This is a genomic window from Roseobacter sp. MH60115 (assembly GCF_015644665.1).
Lineage (GTDB): Bacteria > Pseudomonadota > Alphaproteobacteria > Rhodobacterales > Rhodobacteraceae > Roseobacter.
Map to the genome: position 1 here is coordinate 194,964 of NZ_JADOBQ010000004.1, position 24,941 is coordinate 219,904.

Below are 24,941 nucleotides of genomic sequence, written 5' to 3' on the forward strand. Positions count from 1 at the left end.
GCCCGTATCGTGTTTCGGTGGTGCGTCTGGTTTGGACCCGAACGCGCCGCTGTTACCGCAGGATATACGCGCGCGGACCTGAGTCTGCAACCCCTGATCAGGTCAGCCCATCCACCACCGTTCCGCCGCGCGCAGATTGTCCAGAGGCGCACGGCTGCCAACCATTTGCCGCATGTGCAGATTTAGGGCTGCGGCAGAGGTGATCTGTTTGGAGTCCGGCAGCAGGGCAACATCCGCCACACCCTCCAGCAGCCCCGCCTCGGCCAGATCGACCGCATCGACATAGCCGTCGCGCAAGGCTTCGGCACGCACCGGCTCGGCGGGCACGGAAACAAGCTCGACGCTGTCAAACCAGCCTGCCGCGCCGTCCTTGTAGTGCTGATCGACACGTCGGCCGATCAACTGCCGGCCGGGCAGAAACTTGTGCACCCGGTAGAGACCGGTGCCGATTCCGCCCACAATCGCCTCGGCCATGTGGTTTGACGGGTAGATCACCAGCTCAGGCGCGGACAGACGATATGGGAAGTCCGGATCAGGGTCGGTCAACGTAATCCGGATCTGATGGGCACCCACCGCGTCGATCTCTACGACATCTGACAGGAGGGCGTCTCGATGCAGCGCCAAGGAGGCCAGCACATCCCCCGAGGCAAAGGGAGCATCATTGTGAAAAGTGACGCCGGGACGCAGGTCGATATGCCAGACCCTTGCGTCCGCGCTGCCCTGCCAATGCGTTGCAAGCTCTCCGCGCAGGGTGCCGTCGGCGCCGACCTCGGTGAGCGTGTCAAACACCATACCCACCATGGCGACCTGCATAAAAAGGCCCTTTGATAACCGTGTATCGAAGCTATCCGAGCGCATCGCGCCGGATAGCGCCAATCGCAACCGCCCGCCGCGCACCGGCGACGGGCCAGCCGATACACCGGTCGCCGCCAGCAATGCCGCCGCCGCACCGGAAGCAAAAAGCGCCCGCCTGTCGATATGACGCAAGGCCCGGCTCATTTGCCGCCAATCCGGTCCATCGTGCGTACTAGTTCCGCACTGATACCGGGCTCCGACAGGGCGTGACCGGCGTTGCGCACCATCTTGAGATCGCAATTGTCCCACTTCTGCGCCAGAGCATAGGCGCTGTCCGGGGGGCAGATCATATCGTAACGACCCTGCACAATCACGCCGGGGATATGTGCAATCCGCCCGACATGGGCGAGGATCTGGCCATCGAACTCCAGAAATCCGTTGTTCGAGAAATAGTGATTCTCCAGCCGGGCAAAGGCGCGCGCATATTCGCCGGGGCTTTCCCCGGTGGCGCCTGACGAATGAATCGAGGCCAACGCGTTTTCCCAGGCGGACCATGCTTTGGCGTATCGTGTCTCCAGCCCGATATCGCCGGAGAAAAGGCGGCGGCGGTAAGCCTCGATCAGATCACCAAGCTCGTCTTCGGGGATCAACGCCGTGAACCGCGCCCAGACCTCGGGCCAGAACTTGCCCGCCCCGCCACCGTAAAACCAGTCCAGCTCGGCGCGGGTCATCAGGAAAACGCCCCGCAGGACGATGTGGCGGACATGATCGGGATGCGCCTGCGCATAGATCAGCGCCAGCGTCGCCCCCCAGCTGCCGCCAAAGACGATCCAGTGATCGACGTCCAGCGCGTGCCGAATGAGCTCGATATCATCCACCAGATGCCACGTGGTATTGTGCGTGACGCTGGCATGCGGGCGCGAGCGGCCACAGCCGCGCTGATCAAACAGAATCACCCGGTAGACTTCCGGATCGAAATAGCGCCGCATCGCCGGGCTGCAGCCGCCGCCCGGACCCCCGTGCAAAACAATGACCGGGATGCCATCGGGGTTACCACATTGCTCCACATAGACCTTGTGCCCCTGACCCACGTCCAGCATCCGCTGATCGAAGGGATCGATCGGCGGGTAAAGATATTGCACTGCGCGCTTTTGGTCCGAGAATTTGTCCATTACAGGCCTATATAATACGAAAACGCACTTGAGCACATGGAGATCAGAATGCAAGCGCCTCAAACCACGGTTGACCCCTCGGAGATCGCTAAATTCGAGGCGATGGCGGCGGAGTGGTGGGACGAGAACGGCAAGTTCAAACCGCTGCACATGCTGAACCCCTGCCGGCTCGACTATATCACCACCCAGATCGCCGCTGAATTCGACCGTGATCTGAAGGCGCCAGCGCCGTTCAAGGGGCTACGCATTCTAGATATCGGCTGCGGCGGCGGCTTACTGGCGGAACCCATGGCGCGGCTGGGTGCCGATGTGGTCGGCGCGGATGCGGCAGAGCGGAACATCCCCGTGGCGCAGATCCACGCGGAGCAATCCGGGCTGGTGATCGACTATCGCCATACCACCGCCGAGGATATGGCCGAAGTGGGCGAGCAATTCGACGTGGTGCTGAACATGGAGGTGGTCGAACATGTCGCCTCCCCCATCGACTACCTGATCGCCTGCCGGAAACTTCTGAAACCCGGCGGGCTGCACATCTGCTCCACCCTGAACCGCAATCCAAAGTCCTACATGATGGCGATCATAGGGGCCGAACATGTGATGCGCTGGCTGCCCAAAGGCACCCATGAATGGTCAAAGTTCATCACACCGGATGAACTTTACGACCTGATGCGCGATGCGGGCCTCGATCCGGTGGACCGCAAGGGGTTCGTCTTCAACCCACTCACCTGGTCCTGGCGGCTGTCGGATCGGGATCTGAGCGTGAACTACGTGACCGCCAGCGTAAAGCCAGCCTGATCACCCGGCGAAAGTCTGCACCCGCCCTCTGATCCCGGGCGCCCGGCCAGCATCGCTGGCCAGCGTCCGACCCCCTTCGACGGGGGGGGAGGGCGCTCCCTCGCCAAGATCGGCACAGCATGACAAACGCGGCCTAGGCGTCCTCGCCCAACTGGCGGCGCATCTCCCGCAGGATCGGCAGCGCCTCGCGCACCTGGGCATCGCCCAGTTTCTCCACCACCTGATTGATCAGCGGCGTGATCGAGCCCACCGCATGATCCCGCGCCTGCCGCCCCGCCGGGCTGATCGCGACCATCTTGCGCCGCGCGTCGTCCCAATCGGGCCGGATATGTACATAGCCCGCCCATTCCAGCTTGCTCAGCGTGTTGGTCATCGCACCACGGGTCACATGAAACGTCTCTGCCAGCTGCGCAGGCGTGCGTTCATCCATCGTGCGCGCCAGATGGTTCAACACCGAAAAGTGAGAGATTTCCATGCCTTTCGGCAGCACTTTACTCAGCCGCGCGCGCACCATCTGATCCGCTGCAAGCACCTCGCTAAAGAGCGCAATCGCCAAGGCATTTCTGTCTTCGGTCATCAAGGTCCATCAAAAGGTCGCGCATTCTCAAGGCTGGGCACACGTCCCCGCGCCTTGGCCACTTCTCCCATATCGAGGTCCGTGATGTAAACGCCCGGCACGTCCCCTGCGTCCATTTGGACCTCGCCCCAAGGGGTTACGACCAGCGAATGCCCATAAGTGCGGCGCGTTTTGTGGGCCGCGCTGGCGTGCAAACCGGTCTGCGCTGGAGCGAGGACAAAGCATCCGGTTTCAATGGCGCGGGCCCGCAGCAACGTATGCCAATGCGCGGCACCGGTGACGGGCGAAAAGGCGGCAGGAACGGTCAGGATATGCGCCCCCGCGCCGGCCAGCGCGGCGTGCAGTTTGGGGAATCGCAGATCGTAGCAAATGGTCAGCCCCACCGGGCCAAAGGCGGTTTCGGCCACAACCGCCTGCGTGCCCGGGCGGTACCCTTGCGATTCGCGCCAGGTCTCTTCGGGGGAAACATCGACATCGAACATGTGGATCTTGTCATAGCGCGCGACGACATCGCCCAGCGGGTCGATCATGAAGGAGCGGTTGGCAAACCGCCCGTCCGCATCCCGCGTCTTGAGCCCCAGCGATCCGATGAGCAACCAAATGCCCAAAGCCTTGGCCTCGGCCTGCAATGCGGCCAGGGTGATATCATCCTCTTCATGCTGCAACACAGCATTTTGATGCGTCCGACTGGTTGAGACACAATTCGTGACCTCGGGCGTCAGGACAAACTCCGCCCCCTCCGCAGCCGCCTGTCGCAGATACCCGAGCGTACCCTCAAGGTTCGCCACGGGATCATCCGAAACATTCAGCTGCAGGAGGGCGGTTCTCATGCCGCCAGAAGTGTGTCGAGTTTCCCGGCCCGTTCGAGCGCGTAGAGATCATCGCAACCGCCCACATGGGTTTCACCCACAAAAATCTGCGGCACGGTGCGGCCGCCATTGGCCCGCTGGATCATCTCCGGCTTGCGGTCCGGGTTGGCCCAGACATCGACTTCGGCGAAGTCGACGCCTTTCTGTTTCAGCAGGCGTTTGGCCGCGTGGCAAAATCCACAGAGCGGCGAAGTGTAAATTTCAACGGTTTGCATCGTGGCTTTTCCTCATTGCGCGAAGCGTTGGTGAGGAACTTAGGCATCCTTGACCACGCGTGCCAGTGTTACGACGTATACCGGCCCTGACCCTGCTGCAAGGCAGGCATCCGCGGCCGCCGACAGCGTCGCCCCGGAGGTGAACACATCATCAACGATCAGCACCGGACGGGACACCAGCCGGTGCCTGCGCCGAGGATGCACCGAGATCGCGCCCTTAACGGAGGAGAATCGTATTTCCCGGGTCATGCCTTCCATCGGAAGGGTGCGCTTCTGTCGCTGCAAAAGATCCGGGCAAACGGGCAATCCTGTTTGTTTTGCAAGGGCTTGCGCGAGGAGTGCCGATTGATTGTAGCGCCGTTTCACCATCCGCGTCCAATGCAGCGGCACCGGGGCGACAATCATGTTGTCCTTGGGCAGATCCGCCATGGCCTGCGCCATCCACTGGGCCGCCGGCTTTGCGATCTCCTGCCGGTCACCGTGTTTCAGGCCCAGCACCAGCCGCCTGCCGTTATCCTTGTAGATCAGCGCTGATCGCCCCTGTTTCCAGGGTCGCGGGGTGCGCATGCAATCATCACATTTAAGTGTATCCGAATGATCCTCCCCCGGCAGCGGCGTCCCGCAGCAATCGCAGATCGACCCGCCGATAAAGAGCGTGTCGCGCCAACAGGTCCCGCAAAGGCCGAAATCGCTCAGCACCTTGCCGCCACAGCCCAGACACCGGGGCGGATAGATCATCGAGACCGCTGTTTGAAAACTCAGTTCCGCCACCCTATTGTTCCCTTCATGACTGACCCAAAAATCCTGACGGACATCCCTGCATTGCAGCGACATCGCGCGCGCGCCGACGCGCTCTTTCTGCAAGAGGCCGCAGCGGACGAAGTGCAGGATCGCCTCATGATGGTTAATAGGTCGTTTACATCACCCGCTGTTGTGACGCCTTTCTCGAAAGTCTGGACGCCAAGACTACCGAATGCGGTGATCTGCACAGACAGTGATCGGCTTGCTCTGTCCGAAGGTGCCCATGATCTGGTCATCCACGCCATGGGACTGCATTGGGCAAACGACCCGGTGGGCCAGCTGATCCAATGCCGCCGCGCTTTGAAACCCGATGGCATGCTGATCGTGGCCAGCCTGGGCGGGCAAACACTCGAACAATTGCGCAGCTGTTTAGGTCAGGCAGAAATCGCCCTGACCGGCGGGCTGTCACCGCGCATCGCGCCCATGGGCGAAATCCGCGATCTGGGCGCCTTGCTGCAGCGCGCGGGCCTCGCTCTGCCCGTGGCAGATAGTCTCACCCTGACGGTGGAATACCGCGACGCCTGGCACCTGATGCGGGATCTGCGGGCGATGGGGGAAAGCAACGCGTTGCACGACCGGCATAGGACACCCGCGCGGCGCGCTCTTTTTGAAGAGACATCGCGGCTCTATACTGCACATTACGCGACGGCGGAGGATCGCGTCCCGGCCACCTTTGAAATGGTGTTCCTGACCGGATGGGCCCCGGATGAAAGCCAGCAAAAACCGCTGCGCCCCGGCTCCGCCCGTCAGCGTCTGGCGGACGCTTTGGCGGTCCCTGAAACTCCCCTGCGCGATTGACGCCCGCGTAAAACTGTCTATCTGAGGCCAATACTTGCTGCACAAGGACCATATCATGCTGGACAGCCGCGCCTCCGCGCCCGTGACCGTGCGCCCGGCACATGCCAAAAATGACCACCCGGCGATTGCAACCCCGAAGGTCGGCATCCTGCTTGCGAATCTCGGCACGCCGGACAACTACGATTACTGGTCCATGCGCCGCTATCTGAACGAATTCCTGTCCGACCGCCGGGTGATCGACTACAGCCCGTGGATCTGGCAGCCGCTTTTGCAGCTGATCATCCTGTCGAAACGTCCGTTTTCCAGCGGCGCCGCCTATAAATCCATCTGGAACGAGGCAGAGGGCGAAAGCCCGCTGATGACGATCACCAAGGCGCAGGTCGCCAAGATCACCGCCGAAATGCACAAACGCCACGGTGACGAAGTGATGGTGGATTTCTGCATGCGCTACGGCAACCCGTCGACCCGGTCAAAGGTGGCCGCAATGACCGCAGCGGGATGTCGGAAAATCCTGTTTTTCCCGCTCTATCCGCACTACGCGGGGGCCACATCGGCTACGGCAAACGACGAATTCTTTCGCGCGCTGACCTATGAAAAGTGGCAGCCGGTGACCCGGACAGTGGAGCCCTATTTCGACCGAACGGACTACATTGAGGCGCTGGCGCAATCGATTGAGCGGGCCTATGGCCACATGGAAAAGAAGCCCGATATCCTGGTCTGTTCCTATCACGGCGTGCCTATCCGCTACCTGATGGAAGGTGACCCCTACCACTGCCAATGCCAGAAAACGACACGGCTGCTCAAGGAACGTCTGGGCTGGGAAGATACTGAAATCACAACGACATTCCAGTCGAAATTCGGGCCCGAAGAGTGGCTGCAGCCCTATACGGTCGAAGAGGTCGCGCGGCTGGCGGAAGCGGGCAAGAAGAACATCGCGGTCTGTGCCCCGGCCTTCTCAGCCGACTGTATCGAGACGCTCGAAGAGATCAACGAGGAGATCAAGGAGAGCTTCGAGGAAGCAGGCGGCGAAACCTTCACCTATATCCCCTGCCTCAACGATGACCGGGCCCATATAGAAGCCTTGTCGAATGTCATCGACGACAATCTCAAGGGTTGGATCGGCTGATTATAGTGCGCGACACTGGTGGACAAAAAAAGGCGGCGCTAAAAGCACCGCCTTTTTAGACTGTAGAACTGAGTTTCCGATTAGGAAACAGCAGCAGCCACGATGATCAGAAGCAGGATCGGCAGCAGAACGCCAGTAGACGAACCTTCAGCTTCCTGAACCACAACCGGTGCCTCAACGACTGGCTCTGCAAGCGAACCTGCGTATGCTGTCGATGCGGCAGCTGTCAGAGCAGCGGCGAGAACGAGTTTTTTCATATCATAACCTCCAGAATCGGCGAGCCACGCAAAGCGACGGCACGCACTCAAGACTTACCTCGTGATTTTGGTAAAGCATCATAAGATGATGTTTGCAAACTGGATTCCCGTGCAATTCGACAGATGAAAGTTAATGTCGTCAAATTAGCAACACTTGCGTGCCGACCTTCGTCAGACCGAAAAGCTCGGCGATATGTTCGTTGTAAAGACCGATGCAGCCGTTCGACGATTGCCGCCCGATTTTGCGCGTATCATGCGTCCCGTGGATGCGGTAGTAGGTCCAGCTGAGGTAAAGTGCGTGTGTTCCCATCGGGTTATCCGGACCGGGTCCGATGTATTCCGGCCATTCCGGATTGCGCTTGAGCATGGAGGGTGTCGGGCGCCAGCTGGGGCCCTCGACTTTGCGCACGACTTTCGTGCGTCCACGCCGCGTCAGCTCTTCGGTCAGCGGAACGCTTGAGGGGTATAGTTTGTAGAAGCTTTCGTCCTCGGCCCAGTAATGCAGGGCCCGGCTGTCGATATCGACCAGGACGGCACCGTTTCTGAGGTTGGAGAAATAGGGCCGCCAGTCCAGCGTGCGAAAGCTGGAAATGTTCCGGCGCACCACTTCGCTCAGGTCGCGCTCGCCCTGTGTGGTCGCAGCGGAGTTCACAGATGACGCGTCCTGCGCAAGCGCAGGTGTGGCCAGCATCGCCGCGCTGCCTGCGAGAAAGGACCGGCGACTCGGGGTTGTAAAACGTTTAACAGACATCGGATGCCTCCATATGCACGATCGACAGGGAATTCCGCGCATTTTATTGCGCGAAAGTCGCAGTCGCAAATCAAACACTTGTCATCTGAACCTCATGCCCTGATGTGCGTTTGAATTACAACGCATTGCAAGATATGCGGTAAAGCAACGCTTAAGGAGTGCAAAATGATCCGCCTGATTTCGATTTTTCTCGCGCTAGGGTTAACATTGGCGGCATGTGCGCCCGGTCCGGTGATCACAGATGGCACGGATGCACCCCAGCTTTATCGAATCAGTCGCGGGGATACGGGCAAGATCCAGTTCCGCATGCTGGACTCCGTGAATGCGCTGCGCAGTGCCTCCGGTCAGGCCCCGCTCGAACTTGATTCCAAGCTCAACGCAGCCGCCGCAACACACTCCCGCGACATGTCCATCCAGAACCGCCCGTGGCACTTTGGCTCAGACGGATCCTCGCCAATTGATCGGGTGCAGCGCGTGGGATACCCCGGCGTTCTCATCGGCGAGAACATCTCCGAGACATATGAATCCGAGTTGGAGACACTGGGGGCCTGGATGGAAAAACCGGATACCCGCCGCGTGATCCTGTCGCCGGATGCGACCCAGATGGGATTTTCCTGGTATCAGGAACGCAACGGTAAAATCTGGTGGACCCTGGTCACTGGCAGTACGATCCCCGGCGCCGGTCCGGTCTGAGGATCAGGCGTTCAGGACGATCAGAGTGTCGTCACGCACCATCGCATAGATTTCTTCCATCTCGTCATTGGTCACCGAAATACAGCCCCAGGTCCAATCCTTCTTGTCCCGCCTGAACGGATTTCTCTGACCGTGGATAAAGATGTCGCCTCCCGGAGATTTCCCCATGGCTTTGGCCAAGGCAACATCGTTAACGTTCGGGTAGGAGATACCCAGTGACAGGTGAAACTGAGAGTTGGGATTGCGGCGGTCGATCCGGTAGACGCCTTCCGGCGTTTTGCCGTCACCTTCGATCTGCTTGTGGCCGACAGGCGCAAATCCCAGGTTGATGTCATAGCTTTTCAGCAGCGCGTCGTGATGCAAAAGATGCATCCGGCGCTGACCCTTGTTGACCACGACATAGGTGACCTCCGGCCCATCATACCGGCGAAACTTTGAACTGCCTGCACATCCACCCAACGCCATTGCGGCGACCGTGGTGATCATCAAATCTCTGCGACGCATTTTCTGCTGTCCCGTTTGTCTTTTCGACATTCTGCTCTTGTGGCACGGATACCATGGAAAATCGGTTAAACCACCTCACAAATTTGTCAGGTATCTGATTTTTTCGCCAGTTGTTTTTCGATTGCAATCAAACGGCTGAGCACTTCGTCGCGGTAGGCGTCGGTCACCGCGCCCGCCTCTTCCTGATGCGCGTCCTGCATGGAGTTCACGATCAGACCGACCAGCAGGTTTACCACGGCGAAGGTGGTGATCATGATGAAGGGGACGAAGAACACCCAGGCATAGGGGTAGACTTCCATCACCGGGCGCACGATGCCCATGGACCAGCTTTCCAGCGTCATGATCTGGAACAGGGTGTATCCGCTCAGCGCCAGCGAGCCGAACCAGTCGGGGAAACTGGCGGCGAACAGTTTGGTTGCGATCACCGCCCCGATGTAGAAAATGATCGCCATCAACAGGAACACGCTCGCCATGCCCGGCAGCGCGGTCACGAACCCCTCGACCACCCGGCGCAGGCGCGGTGCCACCGAGATGACCCGCAGCACCCGCAAAATCCGCAGGGCCCGCAGCACCGACATGGTCTGTGACCCCGGGATCAGCGCAGCGGTCACGATGGCGAAATCAAAGAGGTTCCAGCCGCTTTTGAAAAACCGCTTCCCCCGCGCGAAAATCTTCAACAGAAGCTCTGCGATGAAAAACCCCAGACAGGCCGTATCCAGCGCAACGATCAACGTGCCCGCCTGCGCCATCAGGGTCGGCGACGTCTCCATCCCCAACAGGATCGCATTGAAAATGATCACCCCCATCACAAGGTTGATCACCCAGGTCTGATCCAGCCAGACATCCAGTTTTTGGCGCAACGTCATCGATCTCTCCTCAAGAGCTATCCGCGCATATGGGGGGCGGTGAAGCTGGCGGCAAGCTCTACATGCGCCGACCAGCGGAATTGATCGACCACTTGTACCCAATCAAGCGTAAAGCCCGCGTTTAGCAGGACCTTCGCATCTCTGGCGAAACTCACCGGGTTGCAGGATACATAGGCGATGCGAGGGGTTGTTGTCTTTGCCAGTTCAATGATCTGCGCCTCCGCGCCCGCGCGCGGCGGGTCCAGCACAATCGCCTGTGCCTTTGTCATCTCGTCCGGCAAAAGCGGCCGCCGGAACAGGTCGCGCACTTCGGACGTGACCTGTTTCAGCCCTTTGGCCTTGCGCCATCCCTGATCCAGTGCGGCGATCATCTCGGACGCGCCCTCCACCGCATGCACTTCGGCGGTCCGCGCCAAGGGCAAGGCAAAAGTCCCACACCCTGCAAAGAGGTCAATGATCCGCGTGGCCCCGTCGGTGATCTCCTGCACGGCGGCCAGCAGTGCCGCCTCTCCATGGGCCGTGGCCTGCAAAAAGGCACCCGGTGGCGGCGTGATGTCGATACTGTCCAGACTATGCACCGGCGGGGTGCGCATCGCCACAACCTCATCCGCCCACGTCAGACGCGCCAACCCCATCTGATCGCAGATCGCCGCGAGCTGCTGACGCAAGGGGCCGTCCAGCGGTTTGCCATTGCTGACCGCCACATCGAGGCCGGTTTTGGTTGTCGTGACCATGACGGAAAGTGGCGTTTTGCGGCTGGCACCGATACCGGCAAGCGCCTCAGCCACGGCCATCCCGTCCAGCACCTCCGGCGCCACCAATTTACAATCCGGAATGGCCACAATGGTATCAGACGCGCGCCCGTGGAACCCCGCCAAGGCCCCTTTCTTGGTGCGCCGCGCGGCAAAGCCCGCGCGTCTGCGGGACTGGGCGGGCGACGTCTGGATCGGCCTGAAAACAGTCTCTAATCTCTGCGCTTCCAGCGCACGCCGTACCACATCGACCTTCCACGCGGCGACAAAATCATCATCCGCATGCTGCAGCTGGCAGCCGCCGCAGGATTTGAAATGGCGGCAGGGAGGGGCAACACGGCGGTCAGAGGGGGTCAGGACCTTCACATCCTGCAAGGAGGACCCCTCCAACCGCCCGGTGACAATTTCCCCCGGCAGGGTCAGCGGTGCAAAAACAGGGCCCTCGGCCACGCCATCGCCCTGAAGACCCAAATGCTTAATCACGAATTCCGTCATGCCGCCTGCCTTACGGCAGGATCAGCCCGCGCAAAAGCCCCTATTCCGCAGCCTGTGTCCGAATGAACCCACCCGATTGCCGGTCCCAATACTGCGCGTAGAGCCCACCTTTGGCCAGCAATTCCTCATGGCTGCCATTCTCGACGATCTGCCCGTCATCCATGACGATGATCCGGTCCATTTCGGTGAGCGTCGACAGGCGGTGCGCAATGGCCAGAACGGTCTTGCCGTCCATCACACGCTCAAGTGCGGCCTGAATCGCGGCCTCAACCTCGCTGTCCAGCGCGCTTGTCGCCTCGTCCAGCACCAGAATGGGCGCGTCCTTGAGAATCGCCCGCGCCAGAGCAATCCGTTGACGCTGCCCGCCCGAAAGCTTCACGCCGCGCTCACCCAGATGCGCGTCATAGCCGGTGCGCCCCCGGTGATCGACCAGATCGACAATGAAGTCATGCGCTTCGGCCTTTTTTGCCGCCTCGATCACCGCGTCCTCACCCGCGTCAGGCCGCCCGTAGATGATGTTGTCCAGCGCGGAGCGATTGAACATGGCCGTTTCCTGCGTGACAATCCCGATGTTGCGGCGCAGGCTTTCCTGCGTCACGGCGGTAACATCCTGCCCGTCGATCTCGATGGCACCCTCTTCGGCATCGTAGAGCCGTAAGAGCAACGCCACCAACGTCGATTTACCCACACCGGAGGCGCCAACGATCCCCAGCTTTTCGCCGGGCTTGATGGTCAGATTGATGTCCCGCACGCCGCCGGTGTCCCGCCCGTAGGCAAAGCCGATATCGCGCAGCACGATCTGCCCGTCAGGCACCTGTAAGGCGCTGGCCTCGGGGTCATCCTCGACACGGTTGCGCGGGGTCAGCGTGCGAATGCCGTCTTCGATCTCGCCGATGTTGGAGTAGATCGCCATCAGCGTGAAACTGACCCAACCGGTCATCTGCGCGATGCGGATGGCCACTGCACCTGCCGCCACGATATCCCCCTGGCTCGCCTGCCCCGATTGCCAGAGCAGGATCGTGCCGCCCAGCAGGAGCACGGGCAGCAACCCGGCCAGCGTCATCAGCGAAAACCGAAAGCCCGCAGCGAGGTATCCGAATTCCAAAGCCCGCGCGCGAAAGGTCTGCATCGCGCCAAGGGCGGCGCGGTCTTCGTGATCCGCATGGGCAAAAAGCTTGACCGTCTTGATGTTGGTGATCGTGTCCACCACCTGGCCCGAGACCATCGCCCGCGCCCCCGCCCGCCCGGCGGAGCGTTTGCGGACGCGTGGCAGGAACCAGTTGATCATGGCAAAGTAAAGCACCAGCCAGACGGCAAACCCCAGCGCCACGCGCGGATCAATCGCCAGCAACAGCAGCACCGACCCGGCCAGCGAGGCCAGCGCAAAGGCCACGACGTTGATGGCTTCGGACACCACATCCGTGACGGCGCGCGCCGCCTGCATCTGCTTCTGCGCGATCCGGCCTGCGAAATCATCGTCGAAAAACCCAACCGTCTGCCCCAGCGTCCAGCGATGCAGGCGCGACAGGACCAGCGGGTTCACATTGGGCTGCACGATGATCGCATTGGCCGAGGCCGAGAGACCAAAGAATATCGGCCGCGCCACCATGAAAAACGCCACCGCCGCGACGATCATCCCGATGTTCCGACCGTCAAAAAACGCCTCTGGCCCAGCGCTCGCCGTGGCATCAATGACAAGGCCCAGGATCAGCGCCGTGCCCGCCTCCATCGCCCCGGCGGCGGCGGAGAGGAAAGCGGCGAGCCAGAGCGCAGGCCAGGACCCGCTCAGGCACCACCGCATGAAGGCGCCAAGCGTCTGTGGTGGTGGGCCTTCCGCGGGCCGGAAGGCGTCAATCCAGTCCGATATCTTCACGACGCCTCCTCAATGGCCAGAAATCCGCCCGACTGCCGGGCCCAGAAATCTGCATATAGTCCGCCTTGGGCCAAAAGCGCGTCATGGCTGCCATCTTCGACAATGCGCCCCTGATCAAGCACCAGAATCCGGTCCATCTGGGCAATGGTCGACAGGCGGTGGGCAATGGCGATCACGGTTTTGCCCTTCATCATGCCATAGAGCGTATCCTGAATTGCCGCCTCCACTTCGCTGTCGAGCGCGCTTGTCGCCTCATCCAGCAGCAGGATCGGCGCATTTTTCAGAATGACCCGCGCCAGCGTAACCCGCTGCCGCTGACCACCCGACAGTTTCACGCCGCGTTCGCCCACCTGCGCGTCATAGCCCCGGCGGCCCTGCGGGTCCTCCAAATCGAGGATGAATTCATGCGCCTGTGCCTGCCGGGCGGCAGAATACATGTCCTCTTCGGTCGCATCCACACGTCCGTAGAGGATGTTGTCCCGCACCGAGCGATGCAGAAGCGAGCTGTCCTGTTGCACCATGCCAATCGCCAGACGCAACGTGTCCTGCTGAACCTTGGTGATGTCCTGACCATCGATCAGGATTTGCCCTCTCTCCGGGTCATAGAACCGCAGCAGCAGCTTCACCAGCGTCGATTTCCCGGCACCGGACCGGCCCACGAGGCCGATTTTTTCGCCCCGCCGGATGGTCAGATCGATGCCGTCCAACCCGCCGGACTCGCGCCCATAGTGATGCGACAGACCTTTGACCTCGATGGTGCCATCGGTCAGTTTCAGTGGCGTCGCGTGCTCATCATCGGTCAGGGTCACGGGCTGCGCAATGGTCTCCATCCCCTCGGACACCACGCCGAACTCGCGGAAAAACGTGGTCAGCGCCCACATGATCCAGCCCGTCATGGCGTTCAGCCGCAGTGTCAAGGCCGTGGCCGCCGCAACAACACCCACACTGGTGGTCCCTTGCATCCACAGCAGAATAGCCCAGCCTACAACGCCGACGATCAGCAGACCGTTGAGCAGGACAAGCGAGACATCCATGATCGTGAAAATCCGCATCTCGACCTGGAAGGTCTTGCGCGTCTCCTCGATAGCCTCTTTGGCGTAGTCCAGCTCCTGCTCATGATGCGCGAACATCTTCACCGAATGAATGTTGGTATAGGCGTCAACCACACGTCCGGTCACAACCGACCGCGCGTTGGAGGCCGCCTGCGAGGCCGGACCCACCCGCTTGATGGTCCACCGCAGCAATAGGCCGTAGAGCAGGAACCACCCCAGCAACGGGATCAGCAACCGTGGATCAGAGGATGACAACAGGATCGCCGCCCCCAGAAGATAGGCCAGCGAGAAGGAAATCGCGTCAAAGACCTGAAACACCACCTCCCCCGCGGCGGACGGTGTCTGCATGATCCGGTTGGCGATCCGTCCGGCGAAGTCGTTCTCGAACCAGCCCACCGATTGCCGTAACACCTGCCGATGTGCCCGCCAGCGGATCATCGTGCCGAAATTCGGCAGAATCGCGTTGTTCAGCAGCAAGACATCCAGCGCCTGCAACAGAGGCCGCGCGGTCAGGATGAAAATGGCCATGAGAATCAACTCGGTGCCATAGGTTTCCCAGACGGTTTCGGGCGCACCCTCCAGCACGTCGACGACGCGGCCCATGTAAAAGATCAGGCTGATTTCAATCGCGGCCACAATGACCGACATAATGCCTGCCCAGACAAAGACCTTTTTGAACGGCTGGGCGTATTGCAGCATGAACGGCCACAGCGTCTGCGGTGGGTTATTTGTCTCTGTATAGGGGCAATAGGGGTCTACAAGACGTTCAAAGAAACGGAACATGGTGGGGGCCTTCGTCGGAAAATTCGAAATGATCGGGCACTGCGGAGCAGGCCTTCAGGAGCGTGGTTATGACAAAGTCAGTTGAACCAAATCCCACGATACATTTCGTATTCCTCCGTCTTGATGATTTGTATGTACAAAAGATGTGGCGGCTTGTCGACCACTTCATTCCGATGTCATCAATTCTTCACGTGTGAGCCGGAAGTCAGACGCGATCCAGCGCTGTTCCAGCGCTTCCAGCCGCGCCCCTAACGCCTTGCCGCTGAGGGCGGGCATCAGATCCTGCGCGCGTATGGGAAACCGGGCGCTGGCCGCTGTTTTCAAAGGTTCAAGAGCGTCCAAGTCCACCGATTGATTGGCCAAAGCCGCACGCAGAATGACCACTGAGGCGGCGATGTCGAACCCCTGCCGGTAGGCGATTTCAGGCACTGGCGTCATCTCGCCCATGGCGGTTTTCAAGGCCGCCAACACTTTGGCGTCCTTGCTGCTGAGCCGCAGCCGGTCCCGCACATCGGAACCGCCCAGTGCTGCAAGGCGCAGGCGCCAGTCGGGGCGGCGGTTCAACCGCTCTTCCAGATGCACAACCGGCCCCAGCAGGGTTGGATCCCCCCCCGGCAACACGCGGGACAGAACGCCCGACTGATGCATCACGGCGACAGCAGGCACCGGATTGGGTGCGGCCAGCAGCTTGCGCATCTCCATGCCCACGCGTTCTGCCGACAACCTCTCCAACCCATCGGTGTTGGAGGCAATCGCATCCAAAGCCTCGGCGTCGAACCCGTTTTCGGGGTCCGCGTACCAGGCATGAAACCGAAAGAACCGCAACACCCGCAGATAGTCTTCGCGAATGCGGTCCTGCGCGTTTTCAATGAAGCGGATGCGCCGCGCCAGACAATCCGGCAAACTACCCAGCGGATCGATAATCCGACCCTCCGGGGTGGCATAGAGCGCGTTAAGCGTGAAATCCCGGCGCCGCGCGTCTTGGGCGATGTCGGTTGAAAAGGCGACCGTGGCGCGCCGGCCATCCGTGTCCACATCTTGCCGGAAGGTGGTGACCTCAAAACCGGTGCCCTGCGCGACGACGGTGACCGTGCCATGATCTATCCCGGTGGGCACGGTTTTCAGCCCCGCCGCCGCCGCCCGCCGCACCACCTCCTGCGGCGTCAGAGCGGTGGACATATCGACGTCCGACCCATCGAGCCGCAACACCGCATCGCGTACGCAGCCGCCGACCATGAAAACCTGATCCACACCCAAGGCCTCACAGACGGCCCGCACCGCCGGGTCGGTCAGCCAGGGGGTTTCTGCGGGGACTATTGCGAAATCTGGTCGGTCCATGCCCGCAACATACGCGCAGTTGCGCCCCAGATGTAATAGGGGCCGTAAGGCACCGCGAAATAGGATCGTTGCTGCCCCCGCCACCGGCGCGACTGGATCACGTAATTCGCCTCCGTCATCACATGGGTCAGCGGCACGGAGAAAACTTCCTCCACCTCTCCCCGCTCGGGCACAATCTCGAAAGGGCTTGTCACAAGGCCGATGATTGGCGTGACAATGAACCCGGTGACCGTTTCATGCGCGGGCAGTGTGCCGAGCACCTGGACATTATCAGACGGCAGTCCGATTTCCTCATGCGCTTCACGCAGGGCGGCGGCGGTGACATCCGCATCCCCCTCGTCCTGCTTGCCGCCCGGAAAGGCAATCTGACCCGGGTGGTGTTTCAGCGCGGAGGAGCGTTTGGTCAGCAGCAGATGCAGCCCGTCGTCCTGTGCCACGATGGGCGCCAGAACACCCGCCGGACGCAATTTGCGCCCGGCGGGCAGAACCGTCTCCGGGTTCAGGTCAAAGTCAGACGAGGAGCGACCGGGACGGCCCAGCGCCGCGCGCAGCGTTTCCAGATCAGGCGTCATCGCCGCTTTTTTCAGCTTCGAACCCGACGGACAACGGGTCCAGATCGTAATGGGCACCGCAGAACTGGCAGTCCGCCGTGACGCGCCCCGCATCGGTGGTCATCTTTTCGATATCGCGCGCCGAATAGATCGACAGGCTCTGACGCACGCGATCTTCCGAGCAGGTGCACCCGAACCGGACGGTTTGCGCGTCAAAAACCCGCGGCTGTTCCTCGTGAAAGAGGCGCAGCAACAGATCGTTCGGCGCCAGCGTCGGACCGATCAGCTCGATCTCTTCAACTGTGTCGAGCAGGATGTTCGCGCGGTTCCAGTTCTCAGCCTCGTCGTCCTGCACCAGATCCGCCGCGGTGAGCGTTTCCCCGTTGCCGTCGCCCTCGGCCACAAAGGGCGAGGCCTTGGGCATATGCTGCAGCATGACGCCCCCGGCGCGCCAATGCTCGGCCACACCGGGTTCGGTCGATTTCCCAAAGCTCAGCGAGAAACGCGTCGGCAACTGTTCAGACTGCGCAAAATACGTCTCTGCACAGGCCGCAAGCGATCCGCCCTCGAGCGGCGTGATGCCCTGATAGGGGGTCATGCCCTTACCCTGATCGATCATGATCGCAAAATACCCTTCGCCGACCTGATCGAACGGAGCCGCATCGGTCAGCCGATCCGCATCATAGCTCGCATAGGCCCTGATCCGCGCGGGTTCGCCTTCGACCTCGGGACCGTAGTAGTCCGTGGCAATCATGCGCACCGCGCCCTTGGACTGGACCTGCAGCTGCAGTTTCCAGCGCAGTTTGATCGTTTGTCCGATCAAGGCAGTCAGCAACGCCATCTCGGCCACCAAGGCTTCGACCTGCGGCGGGTAATCATGCTGTTTCAGAATACCATTCAACGCCCCGTCCAGCCGCGCAACACGGCCGCGGATGTCGCTGGCATCAAGTTGGAAAGGCAGGACCGTATCGTCCCACGCGATCTGGTGTCCGAGTGTCATTGGGGTTTCCTTATCGCCAAGGGGTTGGCATACCGGCTCCATATAACCGTCTTGGGTCGGTTGAAAAGAGGGCAAGCCAGAATGATAAGACGCGTCGGCCATGCACCCCGTGCAGACCAGAGATATGTTGCACGGCCCGGCGCCTATGCCATCCTGCCCCTTGAACGCTCTGTTTTATTGACCGCTCAGATGGGAGAGAGGGTGGATATCCAACTGCCTGGCGGCGGTATTGATCCGGGTGAAAGCCCGGTGCAGGCGCTGCACCGCGAGGTGATGGAAGAGACCGGCTGGCGCATTGCAAACCCTCGGAAACTGGGCGCGTTTCGCCGGTTCGTCTATATGCCCGAGTACGACATGATGGCGGAAAAGATCTGCCATATCTATGTCGCGCGTCCGGTGTTTTGTATGACCGCGCCGTCGGAACCGGATCACGAAACGCTGGTTCTGTCCGCGCAGGATGCCGTGGACGCCTTGGGCAACGATGGGGATCGCCTGTTTCTTGCGCGCTATTTTTCCTGATGTTGTCCGGTAAATTCAAAGAGGACACCTGAGACATCGTCCGGGAACTCCGACAGACCGGAGATCTCCGTCAGCGACGCGACCAGCGAGTCGAAGAGGTCTGGGCCTTTGACCTCGCCCAGCCCGTCCAGGATTTCCTCCAACCCCTCCTCACCGATCAGGGCGCCGCAACCGTCCGGACATTCCGTTATCCCGTCCGAGAAGATCATCAGCCTGTCACCGGGGTGCAGCTGCATCTCGAACTTCGAAAACGTCACACCGGACATCAGGCCGACCGGAAAGCCGCCCGTGCCGTCCTGCTCCATCGTGCCGTCCACGCGTTGAATAACCGGGTGCGGATGGCCTGCCTGCCCGAGCACCACTTTGCCGGTCTTCAGATCAACATCAGCCAACATCAGAGTGAAGTAGTGTTCGGTTTCCATTTCATCGAGAACAAGCTCGTTCAGCGTCTCGATAGCCTCATCCGGCGGTCGCGACCTGTACCCGTCTTCTGTTTTCTCCAGCGCGATGTTCTGGTCCAGCGCGCTGGCCGACAAATACCCCGCCAGTCGGGCCGTCATCAGCGCGGAACTGATCCCGTGGCCTGATACATCAATGGAATAGAGGCCAAGGTGCCCGGGCGCGGCAGGATAAAACCCGACCAGATCGCCGCCCACATGACCACTGGAGCGCAGCAGGAGGGACAGATCCCCACCCTCAAAGGTTTTGAACCGTTCGCGCACCAGCGACTGTTGAAGCTGTTTTGCCTCAATCAGATCGCTGTCGAGGGAATCGTAAAGCCGCTGCAATTCGTCCAGCGTGTCGGTAATGACGCGGTTCTTCAGCGTCAGTTCCCGCTGCATTTCCAGAATGCGGGTCCCGGCGGTCATACGCGCGCGCAATTCATGGCCATCCACCGGTTTGGTCAGAAAATCATCGGCGCCCGCGTCCAATCCTTCGGCCACGTCGTTTTTTTCACTCTTCGAGGTCAGCAGGATAAAATAGCCATAGTGTTCGCCCGACATCTCGCGAAAGGCCTTGCAGAACTCGATCCCGGACATCCCGGGCATCATCCAATCGCTCAACACCAGATCCGGCGCGCGAATTTTGCAGGCCGCCAAAGCAGCCTCGCCTGAATCCGCCTCCACCACCCGGTATCCCCAGCGTTTGAGCGAGCTGGACAGGATTTTACGCTGCAACCGGCTGTCATCGACGACCAGAACGAGTCTGGGGCCGTCCGAAGGATCGGACAGCTTATCGGTCTCCGGAAGAAGTAACTTATTCGCCATTTAATGCTCGAAACTGGAGTGCACGCTGTTTACGCCGCGAAAGCTTAAGGTGTGATGAAATCTAAAGTTTGCGATAAAAACCAGGCGCTGCACACCAACTGTTAGCCCTTTTTGGCGACACTGACGGTTCACATTGGTCGGAGAGTACGGTCATGATCGACTGGGACAGAGTGGCAACGCTGAAAGAAGAAGTTGGTGCGGAAGATTTCGAGGAGGTGGTTGAGCTCTTCCTGGACGAGGTGGATGCAGCCATTGACGCGCTTGCCGCACAAAAGCAGCATGACGATCTTGAGGAAAAGCTTCACTTCCTGAAAGGCAGCGCGCTCAGCCTCGGATTCCGGTCGTTTTCTGATCTGTGCCACGCCGGGGAAAGCGCTGCGGCGCAATCAGCAACCCCAATGGTCGATCTCGACGAAATCCTGCAATGCTACGCCCAGTCGCGGCAATCCTTCCTCACCGATCTGCAGACCAAGGTTGCCAGTTAATCCAACCGGTAAAGCTCTGCTTGGTGAGCGTCGCCCAATTCGGACACCGATTTCTGCTGCAGGCGGCGCATACCGTCGATCCACCGGTCGTGGTCCTGCGCCCGCCGCTGCGCATGTTGCGCCACCTCTGCATGGGGCAGGATCAGAAACTGGCCGTCCTCAACACCGGCAACAATCGACTGCGCCACTTCCTCGGCTGTCAGTAACGCCGGTCGCGCCTCTGCGTCCGGGGCGGTCATGCCAATCAGCGGGGTCGCCACATATTGCGGGCACACCACCGACACGCCAATGCCCTGCGCCCCATGGCTGATGGCCAGAGATTCCGCGAAACTGACCGCGGCGTGTTTCGTGGCAGAATAGGCCGCATCCCCGATCTGGTTGAGCAGACCGGCAGCTGAGGACATATTCACAAAATACCCCGCCCCCCGCGCCAGCATATCCGGCAGCAGGCATCGCGCGGCGTAGACATGTGCCATGACATGCACCATCCAATTTTGCATCCATACCGCGTCGGCGGCGGATGCGGCGTGCCCCTCCTGACCGCGAAAAACACCTGCGTTAGAGACAAAAACATCAATCCGGCCCAGCGCCGTGGTCGCATCGCGAATGCAAGCCTCGATCTCCGCTTCGACAGTCACATCGCAGGTGAGCCCAAGACAGCCCATCTCTTCTGCCGCATTCCTGACCCCCGCCGCATCCCGATCCGCAATGGCGACCCGCGCGCCCTTTGCCTGAAGGGCGCGCGCCAGCGCCGCGCCGATCCCACTGGCACCCCCGGTGATAACAACTATTTTGCCGTCAAGCTCCATTATCGCCTCTCAAATGACGAATTGCGCTAGTGTTTCGTCGTTGGTGATGTCGGTGTAGGTAAAGCCCGCCGCATCCAGCTCCGCCAGAAACCGGTTGAAGTTTTCCGGACGGGTGGTTTCAATCCCGATCAGAACCGAGCCGAAGTTCCGCGCGGATTTCTTGAGATATTCAAACCGGGCGATGTCGTCATCCGGCCCCAGGATGGACAGGAACTCCTTGAGCGCCCCGGGCCGCTGCGGCATGCGCAGGATGAAGTACTTCTTTATCCCCGAATAGCGCTGCGCCCGCTCCTTCACCTCGGGCAGACGTTCAAAATCGAAATTCCCGCCGGAGGCCACGCAGACAATAGTCTTGCCCCTGATTTGCTCTGCAAGGACCGACAGGGCTTCGATGGCCAGCGCACCAGCAGGCTCCAGCACGATCCCTTCGACGTTCAGCATCTCGACAATCGTCGTGCAAATCCTGTCTTCGGACAGGTGAATGACGTCCACCGGGTCGACCCCGCGCAGCCGCGCAAAGGTGCGCGCGCCCAGCTTGGCAACCGCCGCCCCATCCACAAAACTGTTGATCGGGGAGACATCGACCGGTTCGCCTTCGCGCAGCGCAAATCCAAGACTTTGCGCACCGGTGGGCTCGACAAAGGTATAGGCGCAAGTCTCGCCAAAGAAACTGCGCACACCGGCCGAGAGACCGCCACCGCCCACCGGCAGGATGATCCGATCCGGCGCGCGGCCCAGCTGCGCTTCGATTTCCACGGCAACGGAGGCCTGCCCTTCGATCACGTCTTCATCGTCGAAGGGCGACAGGAAATGCGCACCTTCCTTGGCGCAAAACCCCTGCGCCTCGCTGAGCGTCTGGTCAAAATAGTCTCCAACAAGGCGAATTTCCACGTGATCGCCGCCGAACATCCGCGTTTTCTGCACCTTTTGCTGGGGTGTCGTGACCGGCATGAAAATCACCCCGCGCACCCCGAAATGACGGCACATGAAGGCCACGCCCTGCGCGTGATTGCCCGCGCTTGCACAGACAAAAAGCGACTGCGCCGGGATCACCTTGCGCATCGCGTTGAAGGCCCCGCGCAGCTTGTAGGACCGCACCGGGCTGAGGTCTTCGCGTTTCAGCCAGACATCGGCACCATAGCGATCCGACAGGTGGTCGTTGCGCAACAAAGGCGTGGGCGGAAACACGGCGCGCATTTCAAGCTCCGCCGCGCGTGCAGCCTGTGCAAATGCATCTGCCTTCATCCACCGGGTCCTTATATCTGCAGGGTCCCTGTTCAGTAGGCGCGCAGACCCTGGCGGTCAACGCGCATCGACCTTGCCGCCCCTGTCAAAACCCGATATCGCAGCCGGGATTTCGTGACGAAGGAAGATGCTCATGTCCGCGCCCAAAAAAGTCGTGCTCGCCTATTCCGGCGGTCTTGATACCTCGATCATCCTGAAATGGCTGCAAACTGAATACGGCTGCGAAGTGGTGACTTTCACCGCCGATCTGGGCCAGGGCGAGGAGTTGGAACCGGCGCGCAAGAAGGCCGAGCAGATGGGCGCATCGGAGATCTACATCGAGGATGTACGCGAGGAATTCGTGCGCGATTTCGTCTTTCCGATGTTCCGGGCCAATGCGGTCTACGAAGGGCTCTACCTGCTGGGCACCTCCATTGCGCGCCCGCTGATTTCCAAACGTCTGGTCGAGATTGCCGAAGAAACCGGCGCAGATGCGGTGGCGCATGGGGCCACCGGCAAGGGCAACGACCAGGTCCGCTTTGAGCTGGCCGCCTATGCGCTCAACCCCGACATCAAGGTCATCGCGCCCTGGCGTGAATGGGACCTGTCGAGCCGCACCAAGCTGCTGGATTTCGCCGAGAAAAACCAGATCCCCATTGCCAAGGACAAACGCGGCGAGGCGCCGTTCAGCGTCGACGCGAACCTGCTGCACACCTCCTCCGAGGGTAAAGTGCTGGAAGACCCGGCCGTGGACGCGCCCGACTATGTCTATCAACGCACGGTGAACCCGGAAGATGCGCCAGACACACCCGAATACATCGAGGTCGGGTTCGAGAAAGGCGACGCGGTCAGCATCGACGGCGTTGCCATGTCCCCCGCCACGATCCTGACAAAACTAAACGAGCTGGGCGGCAAGCATGGCTGCGGCCGTCTCGATCTGGTCGAGGGCCGTTTTGTCGGGATGAAATCGCGCGGCATCTACGAGACGCCGGGCGGTACCCTGCTGCTGGAGGCGCACCGGGCCATTGAATCGATCACGCTCGACCGGGGGGCTATGCACCTCAAGGACGAGCTGATGCCGCGCTATGCCGAACTGATCTACAACGGCTTCTGGTTCTCGCCCGAACGCACGATGCTGCAGGCGGCGATCGACGCCAGCCAGACCCATGTGACCGGCACTGTGCGGTTGAAACTATACAAGGGGCACGCGCGGACAGTGGGCCGCTGGTCAGACCACAGCCTCTATTCCGAAGCGCATGTAACGTTCGAGGATGACGCAGGCGCCTACGATCAGAAAGACGCCGCCGGGTTCATCCAGTTGAACGCGCTGCGCCTGAAGCTACTGGCCGCGCGGGATCGTCGGTTGAAGTAGTAAACTTAGAAGAGCTGGCCGAATATTCTGGACTCAACATAAACCCCAACACTACCATATGTATTAGTAGAATCACTGCCGACCCCAACTTGTTGTCTGATGAGGGCGGACGACAGTCCGGGAAAGGAGGTGATGCCAGATGGCTAAATCTACTCGCAAGGTAGGCCGTAGCGCGATCACTGGTCGTTTCACTACGGTAGCCACGGCCCGACGCAGGAGTAAAACTCATGTCGTCGAGACCGTGAAAAACTCAAAGCCCAGAAAGGGCAAGTAAGGTTCAGGGCGGTTATCTCTTGCAGGGGTGACCGCCCTGTTTTCATACTACAGCGTAGTGTACGAGATTCAATCAATAAATTCAAAGGGTTAATTCTCAATATTTGGACTCAATTTCAGTCACTTAGCTGATCTTACGCTCAAACAACGCACTATAGTAAGGCTGCGCGGCATCCAGAAGATCGGCCAGACTTCCCTCAAGCGCGGGTAATTCACCTTCCGCACCCGCAAACCCGGTGCTCTGATGCACCGCGCCGTACCAATGTTCCGCCCAGATACCGTCCTCCGCGCGCGGCCCGGCGGGCCAGCTGAGCATCGCGGGATCAAAGGGCAGGTCAATCGCGTCACACAAAGCCCGCAGCATATGTTCGGGACGCGCGCGGATATCCGTGCTGTCGATCACGACGCCACCCAGTTTCTCATAGAGCGCATGTTGCTGGACAAAGCCGATGTCCTCCAACGTGGGCGCCTCGCGTTTGGCCGCATAGCTGGCGATGACGCGCGCGGGGTGGCGGATCAGGTGCACATTCACACAGTCCTGCGCCCAGTCGAGCGGGAAGCCCTCCAGCATGTGATGCGGCATGTGTTTCATGTAGAGATGCGGCGTTGGAAAGGGCGCGCGGCACAGGGCGGCAACCTCATCCGGATCGGTGGCCTGCGCTGCGAGGATCTCCTCGCGCATCGGATGGTCTGCGCCGGACTGTGCGAGGTAGGCCGCGTAAAACGGCTCATCCATCACGGTGAAATCCGACCGCGCGCCAAAGCTGTACATCATCGCGGTTGAGAGGTTCCGCGGCCCCGACCACATCGCAATCTTCATCAGCGCCTTGCCTTCACATGTTTTGTTTCAACCCACGTGCCCGGCACGATGAGATGTTTCAGAACAGCGTAGAAACCACGCCCCGGAATGCCAAGTCCGTAAACTGTT

At 60.5% G+C, this 24,941-nt stretch carries 27 protein-coding genes; 7 read left to right on the forward strand and 20 right to left on the reverse strand.

Features of this window, described 5'->3' with window-relative positions; translation table 11 throughout:
• Nucleotides 1-102: 102 nt before the first annotated feature.
• Together ISX84_RS13985 and pip are read right to left on the reverse strand one after the other, a co-directional pair.
• Nucleotides 103-999, reverse strand: a complete 897-nt coding sequence (locus ISX84_RS13985) for an ABC transporter substrate-binding protein (protein ID WP_195820995.1) — start codon at nt 997-999, stop codon at nt 103-105.
• On the reverse strand, nt 996-1,967 hold the full coding sequence (gene pip, locus ISX84_RS13990) for a prolyl aminopeptidase (RefSeq protein ID WP_195820996.1): 972 nt from the start codon (nt 1,965-1,967) through the stop codon (nt 996-998). Before pip ends, ISX84_RS13985 begins: the two co-directional genes overlap by 4 nt.
• A 48-nt stretch (nt 1,968-2,015) precedes the next feature.
• On the opposite strand from pip, the gene ubiG reads away from it, so the two are divergent.
• The gene (gene ubiG, locus ISX84_RS13995; protein ID WP_195820997.1) at nt 2,016-2,762 is read left to right on the forward strand and encodes a bifunctional 2-polyprenyl-6-hydroxyphenol methylase/3-demethylubiquinol 3-O-methyltransferase UbiG; all 747 of its coding nucleotides are present in this window, start codon (nt 2,016-2,018) and stop codon (nt 2,760-2,762) included.
• Between the two features lie 133 nt (nt 2,763-2,895).
• Here the strand turns inward: ubiG and ISX84_RS14000 are convergent, their stop codons facing one another.
• From ISX84_RS14000 to ISX84_RS14015, 4 genes are read right to left on the reverse strand one after another with little or no spacing between them, the layout of a single operon-like run.
• Complete coding sequence (locus ISX84_RS14000) at nt 2,896-3,339, reverse strand: MarR family winged helix-turn-helix transcriptional regulator (RefSeq protein WP_195820998.1); 444 nt, start codon at nt 3,337-3,339, stop codon at nt 2,896-2,898.
• Nucleotides 3,339-4,169 (reverse strand): carbon-nitrogen hydrolase family protein, encoded by an 831-nt coding sequence (locus ISX84_RS14005; protein WP_195820999.1) that lies wholly within the window; start codon nt 4,167-4,169, stop codon nt 3,339-3,341. The genes ISX84_RS14000 and ISX84_RS14005 overlap by 1 nt, the downstream gene beginning before the upstream one ends.
• On the reverse strand, nt 4,166-4,423 hold the full coding sequence (gene grxC / locus ISX84_RS14010; protein WP_195821000.1) for a glutaredoxin 3: 258 nt from the start codon (nt 4,421-4,423) through the stop codon (nt 4,166-4,168). Before grxC ends, ISX84_RS14005 begins: the two co-directional genes overlap by 4 nt.
• A 39-nt stretch (nt 4,424-4,462) precedes the next feature.
• Nucleotides 4,463-5,194 (reverse strand): ComF family protein, encoded by a 732-nt coding sequence (locus ISX84_RS14015; protein ID WP_299956050.1) that lies wholly within the window; start codon nt 5,192-5,194, stop codon nt 4,463-4,465.
• A gap of 15 nt (nt 5,195-5,209) precedes the next feature.
• On the opposite strand from ISX84_RS14015, the gene ISX84_RS14020 reads away from it, so the two are divergent.
• Complete coding sequence (locus ISX84_RS14020) at nt 5,210-6,022, forward strand: methyltransferase domain-containing protein (protein ID WP_195821001.1); 813 nt, start codon at nt 5,210-5,212, stop codon at nt 6,020-6,022.
• Between the two features lie 55 nt (nt 6,023-6,077).
• Nucleotides 6,078-7,148 carry a ferrochelatase gene (gene hemH / locus ISX84_RS14025; protein ID WP_195821002.1) on the forward strand — a complete coding sequence of 357 codons (1,071 nt, stop codon included), beginning with the start codon at nt 6,078-6,080 and terminating at the stop codon, nt 7,146-7,148.
• An 80-nt stretch (nt 7,149-7,228) separates the two neighbouring features.
• Here hemH and ISX84_RS14030 read toward each other — a convergent pair whose 3' ends face one another.
• Both ISX84_RS14030 and ISX84_RS14035 read right to left on the reverse strand, forming a co-directional pair.
• The gene (locus ISX84_RS14030) at nt 7,229-7,405 is read right to left on the reverse strand and encodes a hypothetical protein (protein ID WP_195821003.1); all 177 of its coding nucleotides are present in this window, start codon (nt 7,403-7,405) and stop codon (nt 7,229-7,231) included.
• Between the two features lie 139 nt (nt 7,406-7,544).
• The gene (locus ISX84_RS14035) at nt 7,545-8,156 is read right to left on the reverse strand and encodes a L,D-transpeptidase (RefSeq protein WP_195821004.1); all 612 of its coding nucleotides are present in this window, start codon (nt 8,154-8,156) and stop codon (nt 7,545-7,547) included.
• 165 nt (nt 8,157-8,321) lie between these two features.
• Here ISX84_RS14035 and ISX84_RS14040 point away from each other — a divergent pair, with 165 nt between their 5' ends.
• Nucleotides 8,322-8,849 carry a CAP domain-containing protein gene (locus ISX84_RS14040; protein WP_195821005.1) on the forward strand — a complete coding sequence of 176 codons (528 nt, stop codon included), beginning with the start codon at nt 8,322-8,324 and terminating at the stop codon, nt 8,847-8,849.
• Nucleotides 8,850-8,852: 3 nt separating this feature from the next.
• On the opposite strand, the gene ISX84_RS14045 is transcribed toward ISX84_RS14040, so the two are convergent.
• From ISX84_RS14045 to hslO, 8 genes are all read right to left on the reverse strand, one after another.
• Nucleotides 8,853-9,353: a L,D-transpeptidase family protein gene (locus ISX84_RS14045; RefSeq protein ID WP_195821006.1), complete on the reverse strand. Its 501-nt coding sequence runs from the start codon at nt 9,351-9,353 to the stop codon at nt 8,853-8,855.
• An 86-nt stretch (nt 9,354-9,439) separates the two neighbouring features.
• Nucleotides 9,440-10,219: an ion transporter gene (locus ISX84_RS14050; RefSeq protein ID WP_195821007.1), complete on the reverse strand. Its 780-nt coding sequence runs from the start codon at nt 10,217-10,219 to the stop codon at nt 9,440-9,442.
• A gap of 17 nt (nt 10,220-10,236) precedes the next feature.
• Nucleotides 10,237-11,466 (reverse strand): class I SAM-dependent RNA methyltransferase, encoded by a 1,230-nt coding sequence (locus ISX84_RS14055; protein WP_195821008.1) that lies wholly within the window; start codon nt 11,464-11,466, stop codon nt 10,237-10,239.
• 40 nt (nt 11,467-11,506) lie between these two features.
• On the reverse strand, nt 11,507-13,339 hold the full coding sequence (locus tag ISX84_RS14060; protein WP_195821009.1) for an ABC transporter ATP-binding protein: 1,833 nt from the start codon (nt 13,337-13,339) through the stop codon (nt 11,507-11,509).
• Entirely contained in the window at nt 13,336-15,174 is a 1,839-nt protein-coding gene (locus ISX84_RS14065; RefSeq protein ID WP_195821010.1) for an ABC transporter ATP-binding protein, read from the reverse strand. The genes ISX84_RS14060 and ISX84_RS14065 overlap by 4 nt, the downstream gene beginning before the upstream one ends.
• Before the next feature lie 165 nt (nt 15,175-15,339).
• Nucleotides 15,340-16,512, reverse strand: a complete 1,173-nt coding sequence (locus ISX84_RS14070) for a CCA tRNA nucleotidyltransferase (protein ID WP_195821011.1) — start codon at nt 16,510-16,512, stop codon at nt 15,340-15,342.
• Nucleotides 16,488-17,084, reverse strand: coding sequence for a CoA pyrophosphatase (locus ISX84_RS14075; RefSeq protein ID WP_195821012.1), 597 nt, complete (start codon nt 17,082-17,084; stop codon nt 16,488-16,490). The genes ISX84_RS14070 and ISX84_RS14075 overlap by 25 nt, the downstream gene beginning before the upstream one ends.
• A complete protein-coding gene (hslO, locus tag ISX84_RS14080; protein WP_195821013.1) occupies nt 17,074-18,063 on the reverse strand; it encodes an Hsp33 family molecular chaperone HslO in 990 nt (329 codons plus the stop codon). The genes ISX84_RS14075 and hslO overlap by 11 nt, the downstream gene beginning before the upstream one ends.
• An 81-nt stretch (nt 18,064-18,144) precedes the next feature.
• On the opposite strand from hslO, the gene ISX84_RS14085 reads away from it, so the two are divergent.
• Complete coding sequence (locus tag ISX84_RS14085) at nt 18,145-18,582, forward strand: NUDIX domain-containing protein (protein WP_195821014.1); 438 nt, start codon at nt 18,145-18,147, stop codon at nt 18,580-18,582.
• On the opposite strand, the gene ISX84_RS14090 is transcribed toward ISX84_RS14085, so the two are convergent.
• A complete protein-coding gene (locus tag ISX84_RS14090) occupies nt 18,570-19,850 on the reverse strand; it encodes a PP2C family protein-serine/threonine phosphatase (RefSeq protein WP_195821015.1) in 1,281 nt (426 codons plus the stop codon). The two genes, ISX84_RS14085 and ISX84_RS14090, sit on opposite strands and share 13 nt — an antisense overlap.
• A 152-nt stretch (nt 19,851-20,002) precedes the next feature.
• Here ISX84_RS14090 and ISX84_RS14095 point away from each other — a divergent pair, with 152 nt between their 5' ends.
• Complete coding sequence (locus ISX84_RS14095; protein ID WP_195821016.1) at nt 20,003-20,335, forward strand: Hpt domain-containing protein; 333 nt, start codon at nt 20,003-20,005, stop codon at nt 20,333-20,335.
• On the opposite strand, the gene ISX84_RS14100 is transcribed toward ISX84_RS14095, so the two are convergent.
• Nucleotides 20,332-21,144 carry an SDR family oxidoreductase gene (locus ISX84_RS14100; protein ID WP_195821017.1) on the reverse strand — a complete coding sequence of 271 codons (813 nt, stop codon included), beginning with the start codon at nt 21,142-21,144 and terminating at the stop codon, nt 20,332-20,334. The genes ISX84_RS14095 and ISX84_RS14100 overlap by 4 nt on opposite strands.
• A gap of 9 nt (nt 21,145-21,153) precedes the next feature.
• Nucleotides 21,154-22,389, reverse strand: coding sequence for a threonine ammonia-lyase IlvA (gene ilvA / locus ISX84_RS14105; protein WP_195821018.1), 1,236 nt, complete (start codon nt 22,387-22,389; stop codon nt 21,154-21,156).
• A 133-nt stretch (nt 22,390-22,522) separates the two neighbouring features.
• Here ilvA and ISX84_RS14110 point away from each other — a divergent pair, with 133 nt between their 5' ends.
• Nucleotides 22,523-23,740 (forward strand): argininosuccinate synthase, encoded by a 1,218-nt coding sequence (locus ISX84_RS14110; RefSeq protein ID WP_195821019.1) that lies wholly within the window; start codon nt 22,523-22,525, stop codon nt 23,738-23,740.
• Between the two features lie 397 nt (nt 23,741-24,137).
• Here the strand turns inward: ISX84_RS14110 and ISX84_RS14115 are convergent, their stop codons facing one another.
• On the reverse strand, nt 24,138-24,833 hold the full coding sequence (locus ISX84_RS14115; protein WP_195821020.1) for an HAD family hydrolase: 696 nt from the start codon (nt 24,831-24,833) through the stop codon (nt 24,138-24,140).
• Nucleotides 24,834-24,941: the final 108 nt, after the last annotated feature.

Excerpts from the sequence above, each read along its gene's own strand:
- ISX84_RS14000 (WP_195820998.1), bottom strand. The coding sequence starts at position 3,339 with ATGACCGAAGACAGAAATGCCTTGGCGATTGCGCTCTTTAGCGAGGTG.
- ISX84_RS14075 (WP_195821012.1), bottom strand. The coding sequence starts at position 17,084 with ATGACGCCTGATCTGGAAACGCTGCGCGCGGCGCTGGGCCGTCCCGGT.
- ISX84_RS14050 (WP_195821007.1), bottom strand. The coding sequence starts at position 10,219 with ATGACGTTGCGCCAAAAACTGGATGTCTGGCTGGATCAGACCTGGGTG.
- ilvA (WP_195821018.1), bottom strand. The coding sequence starts at position 22,389 with ATGAAGGCAGATGCATTTGCACAGGCTGCACGCGCGGCGGAGCTTGAA.
- hslO (WP_195821013.1), bottom strand. The coding sequence starts at position 18,063 with ATGACACTCGGACACCAGATCGCGTGGGACGATACGGTCCTGCCTTTC.
- ISX84_RS14065 (WP_195821010.1), bottom strand. The coding sequence starts at position 15,174 with ATGTTCCGTTTCTTTGAACGTCTTGTAGACCCCTATTGCCCCTATACA.
- ISX84_RS14085 (WP_195821014.1), top strand. The coding sequence starts at position 18,145 with ATGATAAGACGCGTCGGCCATGCACCCCGTGCAGACCAGAGATATGTT.
- ISX84_RS14090 (WP_195821015.1), bottom strand. The coding sequence starts at position 19,850 with ATGGCGAATAAGTTACTTCTTCCGGAGACCGATAAGCTGTCCGATCCT.
- hemH (WP_195821002.1), top strand. The coding sequence starts at position 6,078 with ATGCTGGACAGCCGCGCCTCCGCGCCCGTGACCGTGCGCCCGGCACAT.
- ISX84_RS14070 (WP_195821011.1), bottom strand. The coding sequence starts at position 16,512 with ATGGACCGACCAGATTTCGCAATAGTCCCCGCAGAAACCCCCTGGCTG.
- pip (WP_195820996.1), bottom strand. The coding sequence starts at position 1,967 with ATGGACAAATTCTCGGACCAAAAGCGCGCAGTGCAATATCTTTACCCG.
- ISX84_RS14095 (WP_195821016.1), top strand. The coding sequence starts at position 20,003 with ATGATCGACTGGGACAGAGTGGCAACGCTGAAAGAAGAAGTTGGTGCG.
- ISX84_RS13985 (WP_195820995.1), bottom strand. The coding sequence starts at position 999 with ATGAGCCGGGCCTTGCGTCATATCGACAGGCGGGCGCTTTTTGCTTCC.
- ISX84_RS14005 (WP_195820999.1), bottom strand. The coding sequence starts at position 4,169 with ATGAGAACCGCCCTCCTGCAGCTGAATGTTTCGGATGATCCCGTGGCG.
- ISX84_RS14040 (WP_195821005.1), top strand. The coding sequence starts at position 8,322 with ATGATCCGCCTGATTTCGATTTTTCTCGCGCTAGGGTTAACATTGGCG.
- ISX84_RS14045 (WP_195821006.1), bottom strand. The coding sequence starts at position 9,353 with ATGCGTCGCAGAGATTTGATGATCACCACGGTCGCCGCAATGGCGTTG.
- ISX84_RS14055 (WP_195821008.1), bottom strand. The coding sequence starts at position 11,466 with ATGACGGAATTCGTGATTAAGCATTTGGGTCTTCAGGGCGATGGCGTG.
- ISX84_RS14100 (WP_195821017.1), bottom strand. The coding sequence starts at position 21,144 with ATGGAGCTTGACGGCAAAATAGTTGTTATCACCGGGGGTGCCAGTGGG.
- ISX84_RS14110 (WP_195821019.1), top strand. The coding sequence starts at position 22,523 with ATGTCCGCGCCCAAAAAAGTCGTGCTCGCCTATTCCGGCGGTCTTGAT.
- ISX84_RS14030 (WP_195821003.1), bottom strand. The coding sequence starts at position 7,405 with ATGAAAAAACTCGTTCTCGCCGCTGCTCTGACAGCTGCCGCATCGACA.
- ISX84_RS14035 (WP_195821004.1), bottom strand. The coding sequence starts at position 8,156 with ATGTCTGTTAAACGTTTTACAACCCCGAGTCGCCGGTCCTTTCTCGCA.
- ubiG (WP_195820997.1), top strand. The coding sequence starts at position 2,016 with ATGCAAGCGCCTCAAACCACGGTTGACCCCTCGGAGATCGCTAAATTC.
- grxC (WP_195821000.1), bottom strand. The coding sequence starts at position 4,423 with ATGCAAACCGTTGAAATTTACACTTCGCCGCTCTGTGGATTTTGCCAC.
- ISX84_RS14020 (WP_195821001.1), top strand. The coding sequence starts at position 5,210 with ATGACTGACCCAAAAATCCTGACGGACATCCCTGCATTGCAGCGACAT.
- ISX84_RS14115 (WP_195821020.1), bottom strand. The coding sequence starts at position 24,833 with ATGAAGATTGCGATGTGGTCGGGGCCGCGGAACCTCTCAACCGCGATG.